We start from the raw sequence: 16,782 nt of genomic DNA on the forward strand, positions 1-16,782 counted from the left end.
CCCCAGAGAACAAACGAAAGCGGCCGGGCGGCTTGCCGCCACCCGGCCGCAACTGAATTCTCGCCCGGACTACTCCGCCGGTGCGGCGTGCAGCTCCGGATGCGGGGCATAGTGCTCGGTGGCGCCGAGCTTGCTGGCCGCGAACAGGCCGGCCGCCATCGCCGCGTAAGCGAGCGCCACCGCGGGCGTGACGCCGAAGCCACCACCGATTCCGACGGCCTCACCGTGCATGAAGCCGAAATAGGTGAGCACGGCGCCGACCAGGGCAAAGGCCGAGGCCTTCTCGAAATCGCGTTCGATGATGAAGACTCCGATCGCACCGAGGATGAGGCCGCCGAGGATGGAGCCGCCACCCATGATCTCGAGGCCGTGGTAAAACACGCCCTGCTGCGGCAGCGCTGCGATCGCCGCGGCCTTGACTGCGTCGGCCTTGTCGGCGGCAAGACCGCCGACTGTCGTCGCCGCCATCATGGTCGAGCCCAGCATCGTGTCGATCTGCAGCTTGGCCCAGGCGGCCAGATGCGGGGTCAGCGCGAGCACGATCGCGGGTGCGTGCTTCACCGGCGTCGTCTGGAACGCCTGCGCGCCGATCAGCATGCCGATATAGAGCAGGATCGGCGAGATCGCGACGACGGGCACGAGTGCCAGCAGTACCGAGATGATGCCGAACCACGCCAGCACGACCACCATGATGCCGGTCGCAGCCGAATAGCCGATGCGGCCGCCCATCGCCTTCCAGCCGGGATGGCCGATATAGACGGCGTTGATGAAGGGGTTGCCCATCAGGCAGCCGATCAGGCTGACGACGCCGTCGGCGGTGAGCACCCGCGTGGTCGGATATTCGTCGCCGGCCGCTTCCGCGCTCTCGACGTTGTCCATGGCCTCGACGAGGTCGTAGATGCCGAACGGAATGGCCGTGACCAGGATGACGCCAAGGAATTCGAAACCTGAGAAGACGTAACCCACGGCCGGGATCGGCACCGAGAAGCCGAAGTTCGCGAAGGCGTCACCGACGCCCTTGACGCTCAAGCCGCCGAGACCGAGGCCGAACAGGTTCGAGCCCCAGGCGATGACCATGCCTACCGCGATCGCGACGAGACCGGCGGGAATGCCGCGCCAATATTTCACGCCGCCGAACCAGCTCACCAGAATGATGGCGAAGCAGACGAGGCCGATCTGCGGCGTCATGTACATCTCTAACGCGGGCCGCATCGAGATGAAGGTGACGGAGACGCCGGCGAGCGTGCCGAGCAGCGCCGCGCGCGGCGTGATCTTGCGAATGAACGGCGCGATGAAGCCGCCGATCATGAGAATGAAGCTCTGGAAGAACACCCAGACGAGGCCGGCCGACCAACCCTTCAGGGGATCACCGGTCTTGATCGTGATCGGCAGCATGATCACGAAGGTGACGATGAACATGTGCGGCACGCTGACGCCGGAGGGCAACGCACAGACGTCGGTGCGGCCGGTCTTTTGCGCGAGGCGATAGGCGAGATACGCGTAATAGAAAGTCGACAGGCACATCATCAGCCCGAGCGCGGGCAGGATGCGGCCGAACACCAGACTATCCGGCATCTTCAGGACGAAGCGCAACAGCCCCGTGAGCACCAGCATGTTGACGAGGATGTTGGTGCCGAAGCCGAAAAACGCGTTCCAGTCGCCTGGTGTCCATAGTGCCGGCTTGAACTCAGACGTATTGCTCTCAGACTTGCCGGCCGTCCCCGTCAATGTGCTCATGATATTTCCCCTATGTGGTCGAAGTCTTCATTGCCTCCAAAACCGCGGCTGAGTCCGCGACCCAGCCGAAGATGCCGCCCTGGGCCTTGATCATCTTCAGACCCATCTCGTGAAACTCGGGAAAGTAGGATGCGCAGCCGTCGGAGACGACGACGCAGCGATAGCCGCGGTCATTGGCCTCGCGCACTGTGGTGTTGACGCAGACCTCCGTCGTGACGCCGCACACCAGAAGATTCTCGATGCCGTATTTCTCCAGCACGTCGGTGAGCTCGGTGGCGTAGAACGCACCCTTGCCGGGCTTGTCGATCACGACTTCGCTGTCGAGCGGATAGAGCTCGGGAATGATGTCGTGGCCGGCCTCACCGCGAATGAGAATGCGCCCCATCGGACCGGGATCGCCGATGCGAAGACTCGGCGCGCCGCGCTCGACTTTGGCCGGCGGCGCATCGGAAAGATCGGGCAGATGTCCCTCGCGGGTGTGGACCACCAGCATGCCGCTGCCGCGCGCCGCGTTCAGCAGCGCACCGATCGGCTTCACGGCGCGTGCAAGCTGGCTGACGTCATTGCCGAGGGTCTCGCCGAACCCGCCGGGCTCCATGAAATCGCGCTGCATGTCGATGATGAGAAGCGCCGTGCTTGCCCAGTCGAGCTTGATCGGCTCGGGCTCGGCGCTGATGACGCCCAGTGTCGGCTTGGTTGAGTTCAACATGACTCAAGGCCCCCGCGAGAACTCTCTTTGCCAGGAGTCCTGCAAACGCCGTGCCATTGTGTACAATAGCTTTGGAGCGTGGGCCGCGATGGAATTCGTTGCGTCCTCAGAAACTTACGCCCACAACCGATCGCTGCTTATTCCCTGTGCGACGGCTTTGCGACGTGCATCTGCTTAAAGGATGAGCGGCGATGCGGCGTGTCACTCGCCGTCATTCCGGGGCGACGCGCAAGCGTCTAGCCCGGAATCCATTTCACCTCATGGCTTGTGGCCCGATGGATTCCGGGCTCGCGCTACGCGCGCCCGGGAATGACGAGGAGAAGGCTTGGCGACGCCTTGCGTCTACCGCCCCGCCCATACAGCTGCCGATACTCTTGCTCATACAGCGCGTGCGAATCCCTCAGCGTCGCCTTGCCGAATGCGAACGTCCTCCACAAGCAGCCATGACAAGCGGTAGCGTCACGGATGCGGCCAGCCGTATTGACTTCGCCGGCCCATGCTCTTGACTGTCATAATTCGCGACGCGCAGCCGCAATCTCTCCCGCAGCGCAAACCCCACGCCGAACGAGAACGAGGACTTCCGACATGACGCTGATGCAGGTCGAGCTGGACGACAAATACCGGCTCGAATCGAAGCGGATCTTCCTGTCCGGCACGCAGGCGCTGGTTCGGTTGCCCATGTTGCAGCGCGAACGCGACCGGCTCCAGGGTCTCAACACCGGCGGCTTCATCTCGGGCTATCGCGGCTCCCCGCTCGGCATGTACGACCACGCGTTGTGGCGCGCGAAATCGCACCTCCAGCAGCACGACATCGCCTTCGTCCCCGGCCTCAACGAGGACCTCGCCGCGACCGCGGTCTGGGGCAGCCAGCAGGTCGGCCTGTTTCCCGGCGCCAAGGTCGATGGCGTGTTCGGCATCTGGTACGGCAAGGGCCCCGGCGTCGACCGCTCGGTCGACGCGCTCAAGCATGCCAATGCGGCCGGTACATCGCTCAATGGCGGCGTGCTCGCGCTCGCGGGCGACGACCATGGCTGCCAGTCCTCGACGCTGGCACATCAGAGCGAGCAGGTATTCGCGGCGGCGCTGATCCCGGTGATCAATCCGGCAACGCTGCAGGACTATCTCGATCTCGGTCTCTACGGTTTTGCGCTGTCGCGCTTCTCCGGCTGCTGGGTCGGCTTCAAGGCCATCAGCGAGACCGTGGAAAGCTCAGCCTCGATCTACAGCGATCCCGAACGCATCCAGATCAAGCTTCCCGACGATTTCGAGATGCCGCCCGGCGGCCTCAACATCCGCTGGCCCGATCCGCCGCTGGACGCCGAGCGGCGCCTGTTCGGCCCGAAGATGGCCGCGGTGCAGGCCTTTGCCCGCGCCAACCAGCTCGACCGCATCGTGCTCGATTCCAAGCCGGCGCGGCTCGGCATCGTCGCCACCGGCAAGGCCTATCTCGATCTGCGCCAGGCGCTGGCCGACTTAGGCATTACCGACAAGGACGCGCAGGATCTCGGCCTTCGCATCTACAAGGTCGCGATGACCTGGCCGCTCGAAGAGAGCGGTGCCAAGCGCTTCGCTGAAGGACTGCAGGACGTACTCGTGGTCGAGGAGAAGCGCGGCTTCATCGAAGACCAGCTGATGCGCATCCTCTACAACATCGATGCGTCCCGGCGCCCGACCGTCACCGGCAAGCGCGACGAACGCGGTGCGCCGCTGCTGCCGAGCGAAGGCGAGCTGACGCCGACCATCGTAGCGTCCGCGCTGGTGGCGCGGCTTCGCAAGCTCGGCCATCACAGCCCGGTGCTGGAGCAGCGCCTGGCGCGGCTCGAAGCGTTCGACCACCCCGTCACCACCAGCGCGCCGATCAAGCTCGCGCGCACGCCGTTCTTCTGCTCGGGCTGCCCGCACAATTCCTCGACGAAAGTGCCCGAAGGCAGCCGCGCCATGGCTGGTATCGGCTGCCATGGCATGGCCCTGAGCATGCCGACCCGCCGCACCGATCTGATCTCGCACATGGGCGCCGAGGGCGTGAACTGGATCGGCCAGTCGCCGTTCACCACCGAGCAGCACATCTTCCAGAATCTCGGTGACGGCACCTATACGCATTCGGGGTTGCTTGCGCTGCGCGCCGCCTCCGCCGCCGGCATCAACATCACCTACAAGATCCTCTACAACGACGCCGTGGCGATGACCGGCGGCCAGCCGGCCGAGGGCGGCTTCAACGTCGCGCAGATCGCGCATCAGGTCTGGGCCGAGGGCGTCAAGCGGCTCGCGATCGTCTCCGACGATCCCACGAAATATCCTGATGGCAATTACTTCCCGCAGGGCACGACCATCCATCACCGCCGCGAGCTCGACGCCATGCAGCGCGAGCTGCGCGAGATCAAGGGCCTCACCGTCGTCATCTACGACCAGACCTGCGCGGCGGAAAAGCGCCGCCGCCGCAAGCGCGGGCTCTATCCCGATCCGGCCAAGCGCGCCTTCATCAACGAGCTCGTCTGCGAAGGCTGCGGCGACTGCTCGCAGGCCTCCAACTGCGTCTCGGTGCAGCCGCTGGAGACCGAGTTCGGCCGCAAGCGCCAGATCGACCAGTCGAACTGCAACAAGGACTTCTCCTGCGTCGAGGGTTTCTGCCCGAGCTTTGTCACCGTGCACGGCGGCACGCTCAAGCGCATCAAGACTTCGGCGGTAGATTCGGGCCAGCTGTTCGCCGACCTGCCGCTGCCGCCCGCGCGCGAGCTGGAGGTTCCCTACAACATTCTCGTCACCGGCATCGGCGGCACCGGCGTCATCACCATCGGCGCCCTGCTCGGCATGGCCGCCCATGTCGACGGCCGCGGCTGCTCGGCGCTCGACTTCACCGGCCTGTCGCAGAAGAATGGCGCGGTGATGAGCCATGTCCGCATCGCTCCGAAGCCTGAGGACATCTCCGCCGTCCGCATCACCACGGGTGGCGCCGACGTCATCCTCGGCTGCGACATGATCGTCTCGGCAGGTCCCAGCGCGCTCAGCCGCGCCGAACGCGGGGTCACCAAGGCTTACATCAACGCCGACCTGCAGCCGACCGCGAGCTTCGTGCAAAACCCCGATCTCGATTTCGAGATGGGCACGATGCAGACCGTGCTGCGCGATGCCGTCGGCGACAAGAACCTCGACATCATCGACGCGACTGGCATTGCCTCGGCGCTGATGGGCGACAGCATCGCAACCAATCCCTTCATGCTCGGCTTCGCCTTCCAGAAGGGCGCGATCCCTCTGTCGCTGGAGGCCCTGCTCCGCGCCATCGAGATCAACGGCGCCGCGATCGAGATGAACAAGCTCGCCTTCAGCTGGGGACGCCTCGCCGCTCACGACATGTCGCGCGTGCGCAGCGTGCTGCAGTTCAAGAGCCGGGCGAGTGCCCCGACGAAATCCCTCGATGACATCATCGCGACACGCGCCGAGTTCCTGACCGGCTATCAGGACAAGGCTTATGCAGACCGCTATCTCGCGGCGGTCGCCAAGGTGCGCAAGGCGGAAAGTGCCGCTTCGCCCGCGTCCACGGAGCTGACCGAAGCTGTCGCGAAAAACCTGTTCAAGCTGATGTCCTACAAGGACGAGTACGAGGTCGCGCGGCTCTATACCGACGGCAGCTTTGCCAAGAAAGTATCGGAGAAGTTCGACGGCGATTTCTCGCTGAAGTTCTACCTCGCTCCGCCGATCTTCGCGCAGCGCGACAAGACGACGGGTCATCTGCAGAAGAAGGAATTCGGCGGCTGGATGATTCACGCTTTCCGCTTGCTGGCAAAGCTGAAATTCCTGCGCGGCGGTGCACTTGACTTGTTCGGCCGCACCGAAGAACGCAAGACCGAGCGGAGGCTGGTCGAGGACTATCTCGGCATGATCGACCAGCGGATGTCCGGGGCGAAGGCGGAGCAGATCCCGCTGCTGACGCGGCTCGCGCGCGTGCCGGAGACCATCCGCGGCTTCGGACACGTCAAGGAAGCCAACATCAAGCTGGCGGCGGCCGAGAAGTCGCGGCTGGAAGCGGAGCTGGAGAACAGCCGCTTTGCGGCCGCGGCGGAGTAGCGGTTAGCGCACGATCTCTCCGCGCGTCATTGCGAGGAGCCCTAGCGACGAAGCAATCCAGAGTCTTTCCGTAGAGACAGTCTGGATTGCTTCGCTGCGCTCGCAATGACGGTGATTGTGGGACGAGTGTGCTACATATTCGGTGTCATCGCCCGGCTTGACCGGGCGATCCAGTACTCCGAGGCGCTTGTGGTTGAGCGGATAGGCCGCGGCGTACTGGATGCCCCGCTTTCGCGGAGCATGACAGCGGTGGCGATGGCTAGACCGACGATGCGGCCGAACTCGCCGCAACCACCACCCCCTCCGCCAGATGCCGCCCGGCGATGTACCCGAACGTCAGCGCCGGGCCGAGCGTGATCCCCGGCCCTGGATAATTGCCGTTCATGATCGAGCCCATGTCGTTGCCGCAGGCGTAGAAGCCGGCGATCGGCGTACCGTCCTCACGGAGCACGCGGGCCTGGGCATCGACCTTCATGCCGATGGCGGTGCCAAGATCTGCGGGATAGATGCGCATCGCGAAGAACGGCGCACGCACGATCGGCGCGACGCAGGGGTTGGGCTTGTGGCTGATATCGCCGAGATGGCGCTGATAGATGGTGCTGCCGCGGCCGAATTCGGGATCGCGGCCGTCCTTCGCGTCGGCGTTGTAGGTTGCGATCGTCGCCGAGAGCACGGACGGTTTGATGCCGATCTGCGCCGCGAGCTGCGCGATATCCGCAGCCTCGACCAACTCGCCGCTCGCCACGTGGCGCCGAATCCCGCGCGTGAACGGCTTGATGCGGCCGAGGCCGTAGCTCCACAGAAATTGGCGGTCGCACACCAGATAGAACGGACGGTCCGGCTCGCCACTACCGTCACGCAGCATGGCAAGAACGAACTCGTGGTAGGACAGCGCCTCGTTGACGAAGCGCCGGCCGGCGGCGTTGACGGCAATCACGCCGGGCTTGGCGCGATCGGTCACCGTGTGGGGGAAGACACCCCGACTGCCGTCGGCGCGGCGGAACAGCGAGGCCGGCACCCAATAGGCCGGGCTCGTCGCGTCCGTATTGAGCGCAGCACCGGCTGTTGCCGCAAGGCGAAGTCCGTCGCCTGTGCCTGACGGGCTGGTCGCCGAGACGAAACCTGCTGCCGCGGGGAAAAAGCGTTTGCGCAAAGCGGCATCGTGCGAAAAGCCGCCGGTCGCGACCACCACACCGCGGCGCGCGGCGATCAAGCGATCGCGGGAACCATGGCGGATTACCACGCCAACGACGCGATCGCCCTGCATCGACAGATCCTCGACGTCGGCGCTGAACAGGATTTCGACCTGCCGCGCCAGCAGCGAAGCATAGAGCCGCGCGACAAGCGCATTGCCGAGATGCAACGTGGTCCCACGCGGACTGCGCAATCGCTGCAACGCGTATTCGGAGACCAGACGCGCCGCGCGCAAGGTCGAACGCAGCGACTTTCCAACCCGGCGCAGATGCGGGATGTCGAGACGGTTGACCATCATACCGCCGAACAGCGTGAACTCCGGCAGCGGGGCGCGCAGCCGGACGAAATGCGCGCCGAGCCGGGTGCCGTCGAAGGCGACAGGCTCCAGCACCCGGCCTCCTGATGTCGCGCCGAGCCGCTCCGGATAATAGTCCGGATAGGCGTTGACCGGCTGAAGGCGAACCTCCGTGTTGGCTTCGAGATAGGCGACGGCCTCCGGCCCGCGCGCAAGGAAGGCAGCGCGCAAGCCGGCATTGGACGGCTCAGGTACGGTCCTCGCCAGGTACTGGACGGCATCCGTGACGCTGTCCGAAAGCCCCGCCTCTTTCATCTTCGGATTGGCGGGGATCCAGACCATGCCGCCTGACCAGGCGGTGGTCCCGCCGACGAAGGCGGTCTTCTCGATCACCAGCACGCGCAGCCCTTCTGCGGCGGCCACCGACGCAGCCGTCATGCCACCGGCACCCGCGCCGATGACAATGACGTCGTAGGTCTCGTGGGCCGGCATCATGCGGCGAGCTTCCGAAAGCGAGGCATGACACCGTCATACCCCGCCCGTGGGCTCGCAGCTAGCGGGTGGGCTTGCGTTCGATCGGATCGATGTCGATCGCCCGCAGACGGCCGAGCCGCAGCACGTCCATGGCGAGCCGTCGGCCGATCCGGTCACGGTCGAGCACGCGGATCAGATCGTCGACGCCGTTGATTGCGACGCCATCGAGCCTGATCACGACGTCGCCGGGCAACACGCCCGCCTTCGCCGCCGGGCCATCCGGTTCGATCTGCGCCAGCAGCGCACCCATCTTGTTGTCGACACCGGCCAGCACCGCATGCCGCCGCGGGATCGGCGCAGTCTGTCCAGCGACGCCGATATAGGCACGGCGGACATAGCCGTGGCGGATGATCTCCGACAGCACGAATTGCGCGGTGTTGCTGGCGACCGCGAAACAGATGCCCTGGGCACCACTGATGATGGCGGTGTTGATGCCGATCACCTCGGCATTCGACGACACCAGCGGGCCGCCGGAATTGCCGGGGTTGAGCGCGGCATCGGTCTGGATCACGTCCTCGATAGTGCGCCCGCTCACCGAGCGGATCGAACGTCCGAGCGCCGAGACCACGCCGGCGGTCACGGTCGATTCAAAGCCGAGAGGATTGCCGATCGCAATCACGAGCTGGCCGCGTTTCAGGCTCTGGGAGTTGCCGAGCGCTGCATAGGACAAGTCGCGCACGCCGTTCGCGCGCAGCAGCGCCAGATCCGTATCGGGATCGACGCCGAGCACCCGGGCATCGCCGACATTTCCTTCGACGTCGCGCAGCCGGATCTCCCTGGAGGCGCCGACCACGTGGCTGTTGGTGAGCACGAGCCCGTCCGGCGAAATCACGATGCCGGAGCCGAGCCCGCCGCGTTCGCGGCCGTTCGGAACCTTCGGTCCGGTCTCGACGCGCACGACCGCAGGGCCGACACGATCGGTGACGTCGATCACGGCATTGGAATAAGCGTCCAGCAGAGCCCGGTCATTGTCTGGGGCAACCGTCGCCGTTCGCGATGACGAGGCGTCATCGACGATGTCAGAGGTGAAATCCAGCATGGTAGCAGTCCTTGAGGCTCACACAGATGGTGGCCTGCTCCTGCCGGCGCAAGTGGGCCCGGCCCGGGGCGCGGAGCTGGGCTACCCAGATGGCTAGGGCGCCCGCCGCAGCGTGCCGCCCTTCGCCTTGACCGGGTCGAGCAGCGACCAGTCGCCATCCGGGAGCACATAGCCCTTCGGAAATGGCGCGCGCAGCTCGAGCCCGAGCGAGCGCAACACACGGTCGTCGCGGTAATAGCACTGCAGGACGACGCGAACGAGCGTCGCGGCCGCCGCGCCGCCGTTCTTGCGAAACTCCAGCGCCACCGCATCACGCTTGGCGGCATCGAGTTCGGCGAGCGGCTGACCTGCCAACCGCGCCAGATGATCCAGCGCCGCCGTCACCAATTTGGTGTCGCGGCCGAGCGTGGCAAGGATATCGGCCTGGATCGCGGCATCGTCGGCCCCCGGCACCTTGTACTCATCGCTGGCGGGAACGATCATCGCGGCGACGGTGCGGAGGTCGTCGCGTTGACGCTGGGTGAGTTGATGACTCTCGGACATGGCGGCCTCAGTCGAACAAATTGGCGAGGCGCTGCTTCATCTGGTCGGCGATGTAGAGCGCGAGGGCCTGGATGGTGGACGTCGGGTTCACGCCCCCGGAGGTGACGAAGATGCTGCCATCGACGATGAAGAGGTTCTTCACGTCATGCGTGCGGCCCCATTCGTTGACGACGGAGCGCTTGGGGTCGGTGCCCATGCGCGCGGTGCCGAGCAGGTGCCAGCCGCCCCACGGGATCGGCGAGTTGATGCAGATGTCGGTCGCGCCCGCCATTTCCAGAACCTCGCGGCCGCGCGCGAGCGCATGGTCCATCATCTTCTGGCTGTTCTCGCTGATCGTGTAGTTGATCTTCGGCGCGGGAATGCCGTGGCTGTCCTTCAGCACCGGATCGAGCGTGACGCAATTATGCTCCTCCGGCAAATCCTCGCAGATCGCGGAGAAGCCGAGCCGGTGGCCATTGAGCTTGCGGAAGACGCGGTGATGATCCGCGCCCCACGGCAAAATGCCCTTCTGCTCGCTGACGACCGCCTCGAACACCGGCCCGGCGCCGCGCACGAACTGAACGCCATAGCCGCGCACGAAGCCGCGCGACAGGTCCGTGTCGTACCATTCCTTGCTCCACAGGCAGGTCGGCGGTGCGCGGTTGCTGTCGGTCGGCTCCTTCACATAGCCGTAGATCTGCGCATAGGGATGGAACATCAGGTTCTTGCCGACGAGGCCCGACGAATTGGCGAGGCCATTCGGAAAGCGCGCGGACGCCGAGTTCAGCAACAGGCGCGGCGTGCCGACACCGTTGCAGGCGATGATGACGACATGCGCCGGCTGAAACTGCTCGACGCCGTCCTTGTCGTAATAGACCACGCCCGTGGCCATGCCGTTCTCGTCGGTGGTGACCTCGCGCACCCGGCAATGCGTGCGCAGCTCGACGCCGGCGCGGACCGCCTGCGGCCAATAGGTGATGTCGGTGGACGACTTTGCGCCCTGCGCACAGGCCGGCGTGCAATGGCCGAGATTGATGCAGCGCGCCCGGCCCTCGTAGTCCGTCGTCGCGACCGTCGTGTCCGACGGCCACCAGTGCCAGCCGAGCTCGTTCATGGCCTTGCCGAGGATGGCACCGGACAATCCGAGCGGCTGCTGCGGCATCGGCGGATGCGTCAGCGGCGACAGCGGGTCACCCGACAGGCCTGACGTCCCCATGATGCGGTCGTTCTCTTCGAAGAACGGGGTCAGCGCGTCGTAGTCGATCGGCCAGTCGTCGGCGACGCCGTCGAGCGTCTTCACCTTGAAATCGGACGGATGCAGCCGCGGCCAGTGCGCAGTGTACATCACCGTCGAGCCGCCGACGGCATTGTAGTTGACGACCTTGATCGGCGAATTGTCGTCGTTGATCGGATAGTCCTCGGGCCGGCCGCGGATGTTGGGGCTGGTCGCCCACTCGCCGTAGAACCTGGCTTCCCAGTCGCGGCCCGTGCTGGGATATTCCGCCGGGTTCATCCAGCCGCCCTGCTCCATGCAGAGAATGTGCATCTTGGTCTCGGCCAGCGACCACGCCACTGCAGCGCCTGAAGCGCCGGCGCCGATGATCAGGACGTCCACGGGGTCATTCATCGAAACATCGTCCTCCCGCCCTCGCCGCTTCCCGGGCGATTCGGCCATCACGGCTCGCAAGGCTTTCGCAAACGATAGGATCAGAGCCACGGCTGAGTAAAGCCACCGGCGGGGAATGTCGCACTTCGCAGGGCGCAGACCATTGGTGTTGCGACGCCCGGATGCTAGGAACGAGGCGCAAGAGCCATCGATAGCGAGAAATTATGCCCTTCGAGAATTCATTTGCCGCCGTCCGCGCATTCGCGCTGGTTTTATTTCTCGCTCTGTCGGGATTTTCGGCGCTCTCGGGACCGGCTTCCGCCCTGACCGCTGCCGCAACCGTGCGGGATGCCAATTCCATCCAGCTCGGCGACGTCACCTACCGGCTGGACGGCGTCGATGCACCCGAGCTGGACCAGGTCTGCATCGACGATCACGCCGATCCCTGGACCTGCGGCATCGAGGCCCGCGACCAGTTGGCGAAGCTGATCAACAAGCGCTCCGTGCGCTGCGACGATGTCGGACCGGAGAAGAGCTTTGGCAAGCGGCATCGCGCCATCTGCACGGCCGAGGGCGACAAGGTCACCCTGAACGAGCAACTGATCAAGCTCGGCTATGCCATCGCCCGCGAGCCGATCAAGGCCAACGTCAAGCCGGCGGCTGCCGAAGCGAAAACGGCCTCGGCTGGCCTCTGGAAGGGCTGCTTTGTTGCACCGCAAGAATTCCGCATGGGCAAGAAGGACGGCGCGCTGCTCGGCGCCGCCTGCCGCTCCGACCGCGACAAGGAGATTCGCGCGGCGCTGTTTCCGGAAGATCTGGCCATGCCGCCAAGCTGCGGCATCAAGGGCAAGCTCGCGGTGCGTGCGCGCGTCACCGGTAATATCGGCATCTATCACTTGAGAGGCTGCCCGAGCTATCCCGCCACGACCAAGCCGGACCGCTGGTTCTGCTCGGAGGACGACGCGCAGGCAGCGGGCTTCCGCAAGGCCTACAATTGCCGCCGGCCAAAGTGAACAATTGGTTCACGCAGCCGTAGGTGGCGGCTGGAGACAGTATTGATCCGGAATTGAAGTTCGCCTGGAGTTGCTTCATTTGTAGAGGCACGCAAGCGCTTTGCGCGAGCGTTTCCTTGGCAGACGATCCTCATTGGATTGTCTTTGCTCGGGCGTTTCCTCCCTAGACTTGGGCCGCTTGTCACAAACAAGCGGCTCTTCTTTTTTGTGCGGCACGATCTCCGCATCGGCGTGACTTGATCGATCGGCGGCATGCAATTCCGTGCGATGTCAATGACACCCGCGCGGGACCACCGGCCTTCTCTCCCCCTCAGCCCGTTGCTATCGTCGGCAAAAAACAACGGGATGGAACGACATGCAGGGCCCTGAGGACGATGCCGGCCTCGCCGGCAAGGTGGCGCTGATCAGCGGCGGCGGCGCCGCGGGCGATGGCATCGGCAACGGCCGCGCTGCAGCAATTCTGCTGGCCCGCGCCGGCGCAAACGTGCTGGTGGCCGATCGCGACCTCAAGCTGGCCGAACGCACCGTCGAGATGATCGCAACCGAGGGCGGCACGGCTGCTGCCCATGGCGGCGACGTCACCAGCGAAGATGATTGCAAGAAGCTGGTCGAGGCCGCGCTCGATCGCTGGGGCCGGCTGGATTTCCTCGACAACAATGTCGGCATCGGCAGCCGCGGCAGCTTGGTCGACGAGGCGCCCGAGCAATATCGCCGCGTCATGCAGGTCAATGTCGAGACCATGTTCCTGCTCTCCAGGCACGCGATCCCCGCGATGATCAGGACGGCGAAGGGCGGCGCGATCGTCAACATCTCCTCGATCTCGGCATTGCGGCCGCGCGGGCTCACGACCTACACGACTTCGAAGGCGGCGATCATCGGTCTGACCCGCGCGATGGCGGTCGATCACGGCCGCGACAACATCCGCGTCAACTGCATCTGCCCGGGACCGATGTACACGCCGATGGTCTATGCCCGCGGCATGAGCGAGCAGGCCCGCGCGCAGCGGGCCAGGGCGTCCGTTCTCAAGACCGAAGGCACCGGCTGGGACGTCGGTCACGCCGTCAAATTCCTGCTCAGCAACTTTGCCCGCTACATCACAGGCCAGGTGCTGGTGGTGGACGGCGGCGTCACGCTACAAGCCCCCGAACGCGAGTCACAAGAACACTAGAGGAAACACACCAATGGCCCGCTTGCCCTATCTCGAGGCCGACCAGGTCGCGCCCGAATATCGCGACATGCTCAAGCGCAACACCAATTTGCACAAGCTGCTGGTCAACTCGCCGGAGATGGCACGCGCCTTCCACGGCATCGGCGGCTACATCCGGTTCAAGAGCAAGCTCGATCCGCGCCTGCGCGAGCTTGCGATCCTCCAGGTCGGCTGGATGGAGAAGTCGGAATACGAATTCACCCACCATGTGAAGATCGGCAAGGAGTTCGGCGTCACCGACGAGGACATCTCAGGCCTGATGGCGGAGACCGACGGCAAGTCCTCGAAGCTGGAGCCGCTGGCGAAGGCGATCCTGAAAGGCGCCCGCGAGATGGTGCGGGAGCTTGCCATGTCGGATGCGACCTTTGCCGAGATCAGGCAGCACCTTTCCGACGAGCACATGGTCGACCTGGTCCTGACCATCGCCTTCTATTGCGGCGTGGTGCGCGTGCTCGCCACCATGAAGATCGACAACGAGCCCTATTACAAAGAGGTACTCGAGCAGTACCCGATCCCGGGAGTGAACTGAGATGCGCTTGAAGGACAAGATTGCGATCGTCGTCGGCGCCGGCCAGAGCCCCGGCGAAGGCATGGGCAATGGCCGCGCCGCGGCGCTGACCTTCGCCCGCGAGGGCGCAAAGGTGCTGTGCGTCGACCATCATCTGGAATCCGCGCAGGAAACCGCGGCCATGATCGCGGCGAAGCAAGGCACCGCCGTGGCCTTCAGGGCCGACGTGACCAAATCCGCTGACATCAAGGCGATGGTGGCGGAGGCGCAGGTGCGCTGGGGCCGCATCGACGTGCTGCACAACAATGTCGGTGTCAGCCTGTCCGGCGGCGACGCCGAGCTGCTGCAGATCACCGAAGAGGCGTTCGACCGGGTCGTCGCCATCAATCTGAAGAGCTGCATTCTGGCGGCGAAAGAGGTGATTCCGATCATGCGCGCACAGGCCGGAGGCGCCATCATCAACATCTCATCGATGGCGGCGATCACCACCTACCCTTACGTCGCCTACAAGGCGACGAAGTCGGCGATGATCGCTTTCACCGAGCAGCTCGCCTACCAGAACGCCGAATACGGCATCCGCGCCAACGTCATCCTGCCGGGCCTGATGAACACCCCGATGGCGGTCGATACCCGCGCCCGCGAATGGCACAAGACCCGCGCCGAAGTCGAAGCCGAGCGCGACAGCAAGGTGCCGCTGCGCAGGAAGATGGGCACCGGATGGGACGTCGCGAACGCCGCGCTGTTCCTGGCATCGGATGAAGCGAACTTCATCACCGGCGTGACGTTGCCGGTGGATGGCGGCGCGAGCGTGAGACGGGGGTAGGCGGTCCGAGCACTGCCTCCCTTCTCCCCTTGCGGGAGAAGGTGGCGCGAAGCGCCGGATGAGGGGTCTCTCTCCACAAATACAATTGGCGATGGGGCTCGCGGATAGAACCCCTCACCCGTCTCGCCGCTGCGCGACGAGCCACCCTCTCCCACAAGGGGCGAGGGTGCACCTTCATCGCCGCACGAATCTAATGCGTCACCCGCCAGATCGTACCGTTGCCATCCTCCGAGATCAGCAGCGCGCCATCCTTCGCCACCGCGACCCCCACCGGCCGCCCCCACACTTCCGTGTCGTTCACCACGAACCCCGTGACGAAATCCTCGTACTCCCCCGTCGGCTTGCCGTCCCTCATCCGGATGCGGATCAGCTTGTAGCCGGTGCGCTTCGAGCGGTTCCAGGAGCCGTGCTCGGCGGCGAAGGCATCGCCCTGATATTCGGACGGAAACTGCGAGCCCTGATAGAAGGTCATGCCGAGCGACGCCGAGTGCGGTTGCACCAGCACATCAGGCACCGTCACCTTGTCCCTGATATCCGGCCGCGCGCCGGCGTGGCGCGGATCTTCGTTGCCGCCGATGTAGAACCACGGCCAGCCATAAAACGCGCCCTCCTTCACGCTGGTCACATAATCGGGCACGAGATCATCGCCGAGGCCATCGCGCTCGTTGGTCGAGCACCAGGGCAGCCCGGTCTGCGGCTGGATCGCGAGGCCGACGCAATTGCGGATGCCGGTAGCATAGATCTTCCGCTCCTTGCCATCCGGGTTGAAGGCCAGCACGGTGGCACGTTCGGTCTCGCTCGCCCAGGCCGCGCCAAGCGGCTGCGCTTTTGACCAGGCTTCCAGGCCGCCAGGCGGCGTGCCCATGCCCTCGGCGACGTTGCTGAGCGAGCCGACAGATACCAGCATGCGCTTGTTGTCGGGCGTGAAGACGATATCGCGGGTGGAATGGCCGCCGTCATGCGGCAGGCTTGCGACGATCGTCTCGGCCTTGCCGCGCGCCTGCAGGTCGCCGGCCTGATAGGGGAAGCGGACGACGCTGTCGGTGTTGGCGACATAGACCCATTGCGGATTGTCGCCGTTCGGGAAGAAGGCGATGCCGAACGGCTGCCGCAATCCGCTGGCGAAGACTTCATTGGTCGCAACCTTGCCGTCCCCGCCGGCGCGCAGCACACGGATGCTGCCGGCGCGCGTTTCCGCGACGAAGACATCGCCGTTCGGTGCAACGCGCACGATGCGCGGCGCGCGCAGTCCTTCGGCGAACAGCTCGATCCTGAAACCTGCCGGCACCTGGAGCGCGGCCTGCGGCGGACGCGGCACCACGCGCGACGAGCTCGCGACCGACCGCGTGGCGCCGGGCCTGACGAGATCCTCCGGCCGGATCAACCTGACGGTGCCGGGCTCGTCGGTCTGCCAATCGCCATAGGCGTCCTTGCCCTGCAGCACCGGCTCGGCCTGCGCAAATGTCGCAGCCGCCATCAGCAGTCCCACAGCCATCGCCCCGCACGAAATCCTGCTTTTCACGTCGTCTTCCT

Annotated in this window: 12 protein-coding genes; 5 read left to right on the forward strand and 7 right to left on the reverse strand. The window is 65.2% G+C overall.

Annotated elements, in window-relative coordinates:
• Nucleotides 1–69 precede the first annotated feature (69 nt).
• Together F8237_RS06315 and F8237_RS06320 are read right to left on the reverse strand one after the other, a co-directional pair.
• Nucleotides 70–1,737, reverse strand: a complete 1,668-nt coding sequence (locus F8237_RS06315; RefSeq protein ID WP_151642924.1) for a regulator — start codon at nt 1,735–1,737, stop codon at nt 70–72.
• A 10-nt stretch (nt 1,738–1,747) separates the two neighbouring features.
• Nucleotides 1,748–2,446 (reverse strand): cysteine hydrolase family protein, encoded by a 699-nt coding sequence (locus tag F8237_RS06320; protein ID WP_151642926.1) that lies wholly within the window; start codon nt 2,444–2,446, stop codon nt 1,748–1,750.
• Between the two features lie 585 nt (nt 2,447–3,031).
• Here F8237_RS06320 and F8237_RS06325 point away from each other — a divergent pair.
• Complete coding sequence (locus F8237_RS06325) at nt 3,032–6,508, forward strand: indolepyruvate ferredoxin oxidoreductase family protein (protein WP_151642927.1); 3,477 nt, start codon at nt 3,032–3,034, stop codon at nt 6,506–6,508.
• Between the two features lie 259 nt (nt 6,509–6,767).
• On the opposite strand, the gene F8237_RS06335 is transcribed toward F8237_RS06325, so the two are convergent.
• From F8237_RS06335 to F8237_RS06350, 4 genes are all read right to left on the reverse strand, one after another.
• Entirely contained in the window at nt 6,768–8,492 is a 1,725-nt protein-coding gene (locus F8237_RS06335; RefSeq protein WP_151642929.1) for an FAD-dependent oxidoreductase, read from the reverse strand.
• Between the two features lie 58 nt (nt 8,493–8,550).
• Nucleotides 8,551–9,570 (reverse strand): S1C family serine protease, encoded by a 1,020-nt coding sequence (locus F8237_RS06340; RefSeq protein ID WP_151642931.1) that lies wholly within the window; start codon nt 9,568–9,570, stop codon nt 8,551–8,553.
• Nucleotides 9,571–9,663: 93 nt separating this feature from the next.
• On the reverse strand, nt 9,664–10,113 hold the full coding sequence (locus F8237_RS06345; RefSeq protein ID WP_151642933.1) for a hypothetical protein: 450 nt from the start codon (nt 10,111–10,113) through the stop codon (nt 9,664–9,666).
• Nucleotides 10,114–10,120: 7 nt separating this feature from the next.
• On the reverse strand, nt 10,121–11,719 hold the full coding sequence (locus tag F8237_RS06350) for a GMC family oxidoreductase (protein WP_151642935.1): 1,599 nt from the start codon (nt 11,717–11,719) through the stop codon (nt 10,121–10,123).
• Nucleotides 11,720–11,922: 203 nt separating this feature from the next.
• Between F8237_RS06350 and F8237_RS06355 the strand changes: the two genes are divergently transcribed.
• The 4 genes from F8237_RS06355 to F8237_RS06370 all read left to right on the forward strand — a co-directional run bounded on the left by F8237_RS06355 (nt 11,923) and on the right by F8237_RS06370 (nt 15,249).
• Nucleotides 11,923–12,711 (forward strand): thermonuclease family protein, encoded by a 789-nt coding sequence (locus F8237_RS06355; protein WP_151642937.1) that lies wholly within the window; start codon nt 11,923–11,925, stop codon nt 12,709–12,711.
• Nucleotides 12,712–13,066: 355 nt separating this feature from the next.
• Complete coding sequence (locus F8237_RS06360) at nt 13,067–13,879, forward strand: SDR family NAD(P)-dependent oxidoreductase (protein ID WP_151642939.1); 813 nt, start codon at nt 13,067–13,069, stop codon at nt 13,877–13,879.
• A 13-nt stretch (nt 13,880–13,892) separates the two neighbouring features.
• Nucleotides 13,893–14,447 (forward strand): carboxymuconolactone decarboxylase family protein, encoded by a 555-nt coding sequence (locus F8237_RS06365; RefSeq protein ID WP_151642941.1) that lies wholly within the window; start codon nt 13,893–13,895, stop codon nt 14,445–14,447.
• Between the two features lies 1 nt (nt 14,448).
• Entirely contained in the window at nt 14,449–15,249 is an 801-nt protein-coding gene (locus F8237_RS06370; protein WP_151642943.1) for an SDR family NAD(P)-dependent oxidoreductase, read from the forward strand.
• 190 nt (nt 15,250–15,439) lie between these two features.
• Here the strand turns inward: F8237_RS06370 and F8237_RS06375 are convergent, their stop codons facing one another.
• A complete protein-coding gene (locus tag F8237_RS06375; RefSeq protein WP_151642945.1) occupies nt 15,440–16,771 on the reverse strand; it encodes a PQQ-dependent sugar dehydrogenase in 1,332 nt (443 codons plus the stop codon).
• Nucleotides 16,772–16,782 lie beyond the last annotated feature (11 nt).

The sequence above is a fragment of the Bradyrhizobium betae genome (assembly GCF_008932115.1).
GTDB lineage: Bacteria > Pseudomonadota > Alphaproteobacteria > Rhizobiales > Xanthobacteraceae > Bradyrhizobium > Bradyrhizobium betae.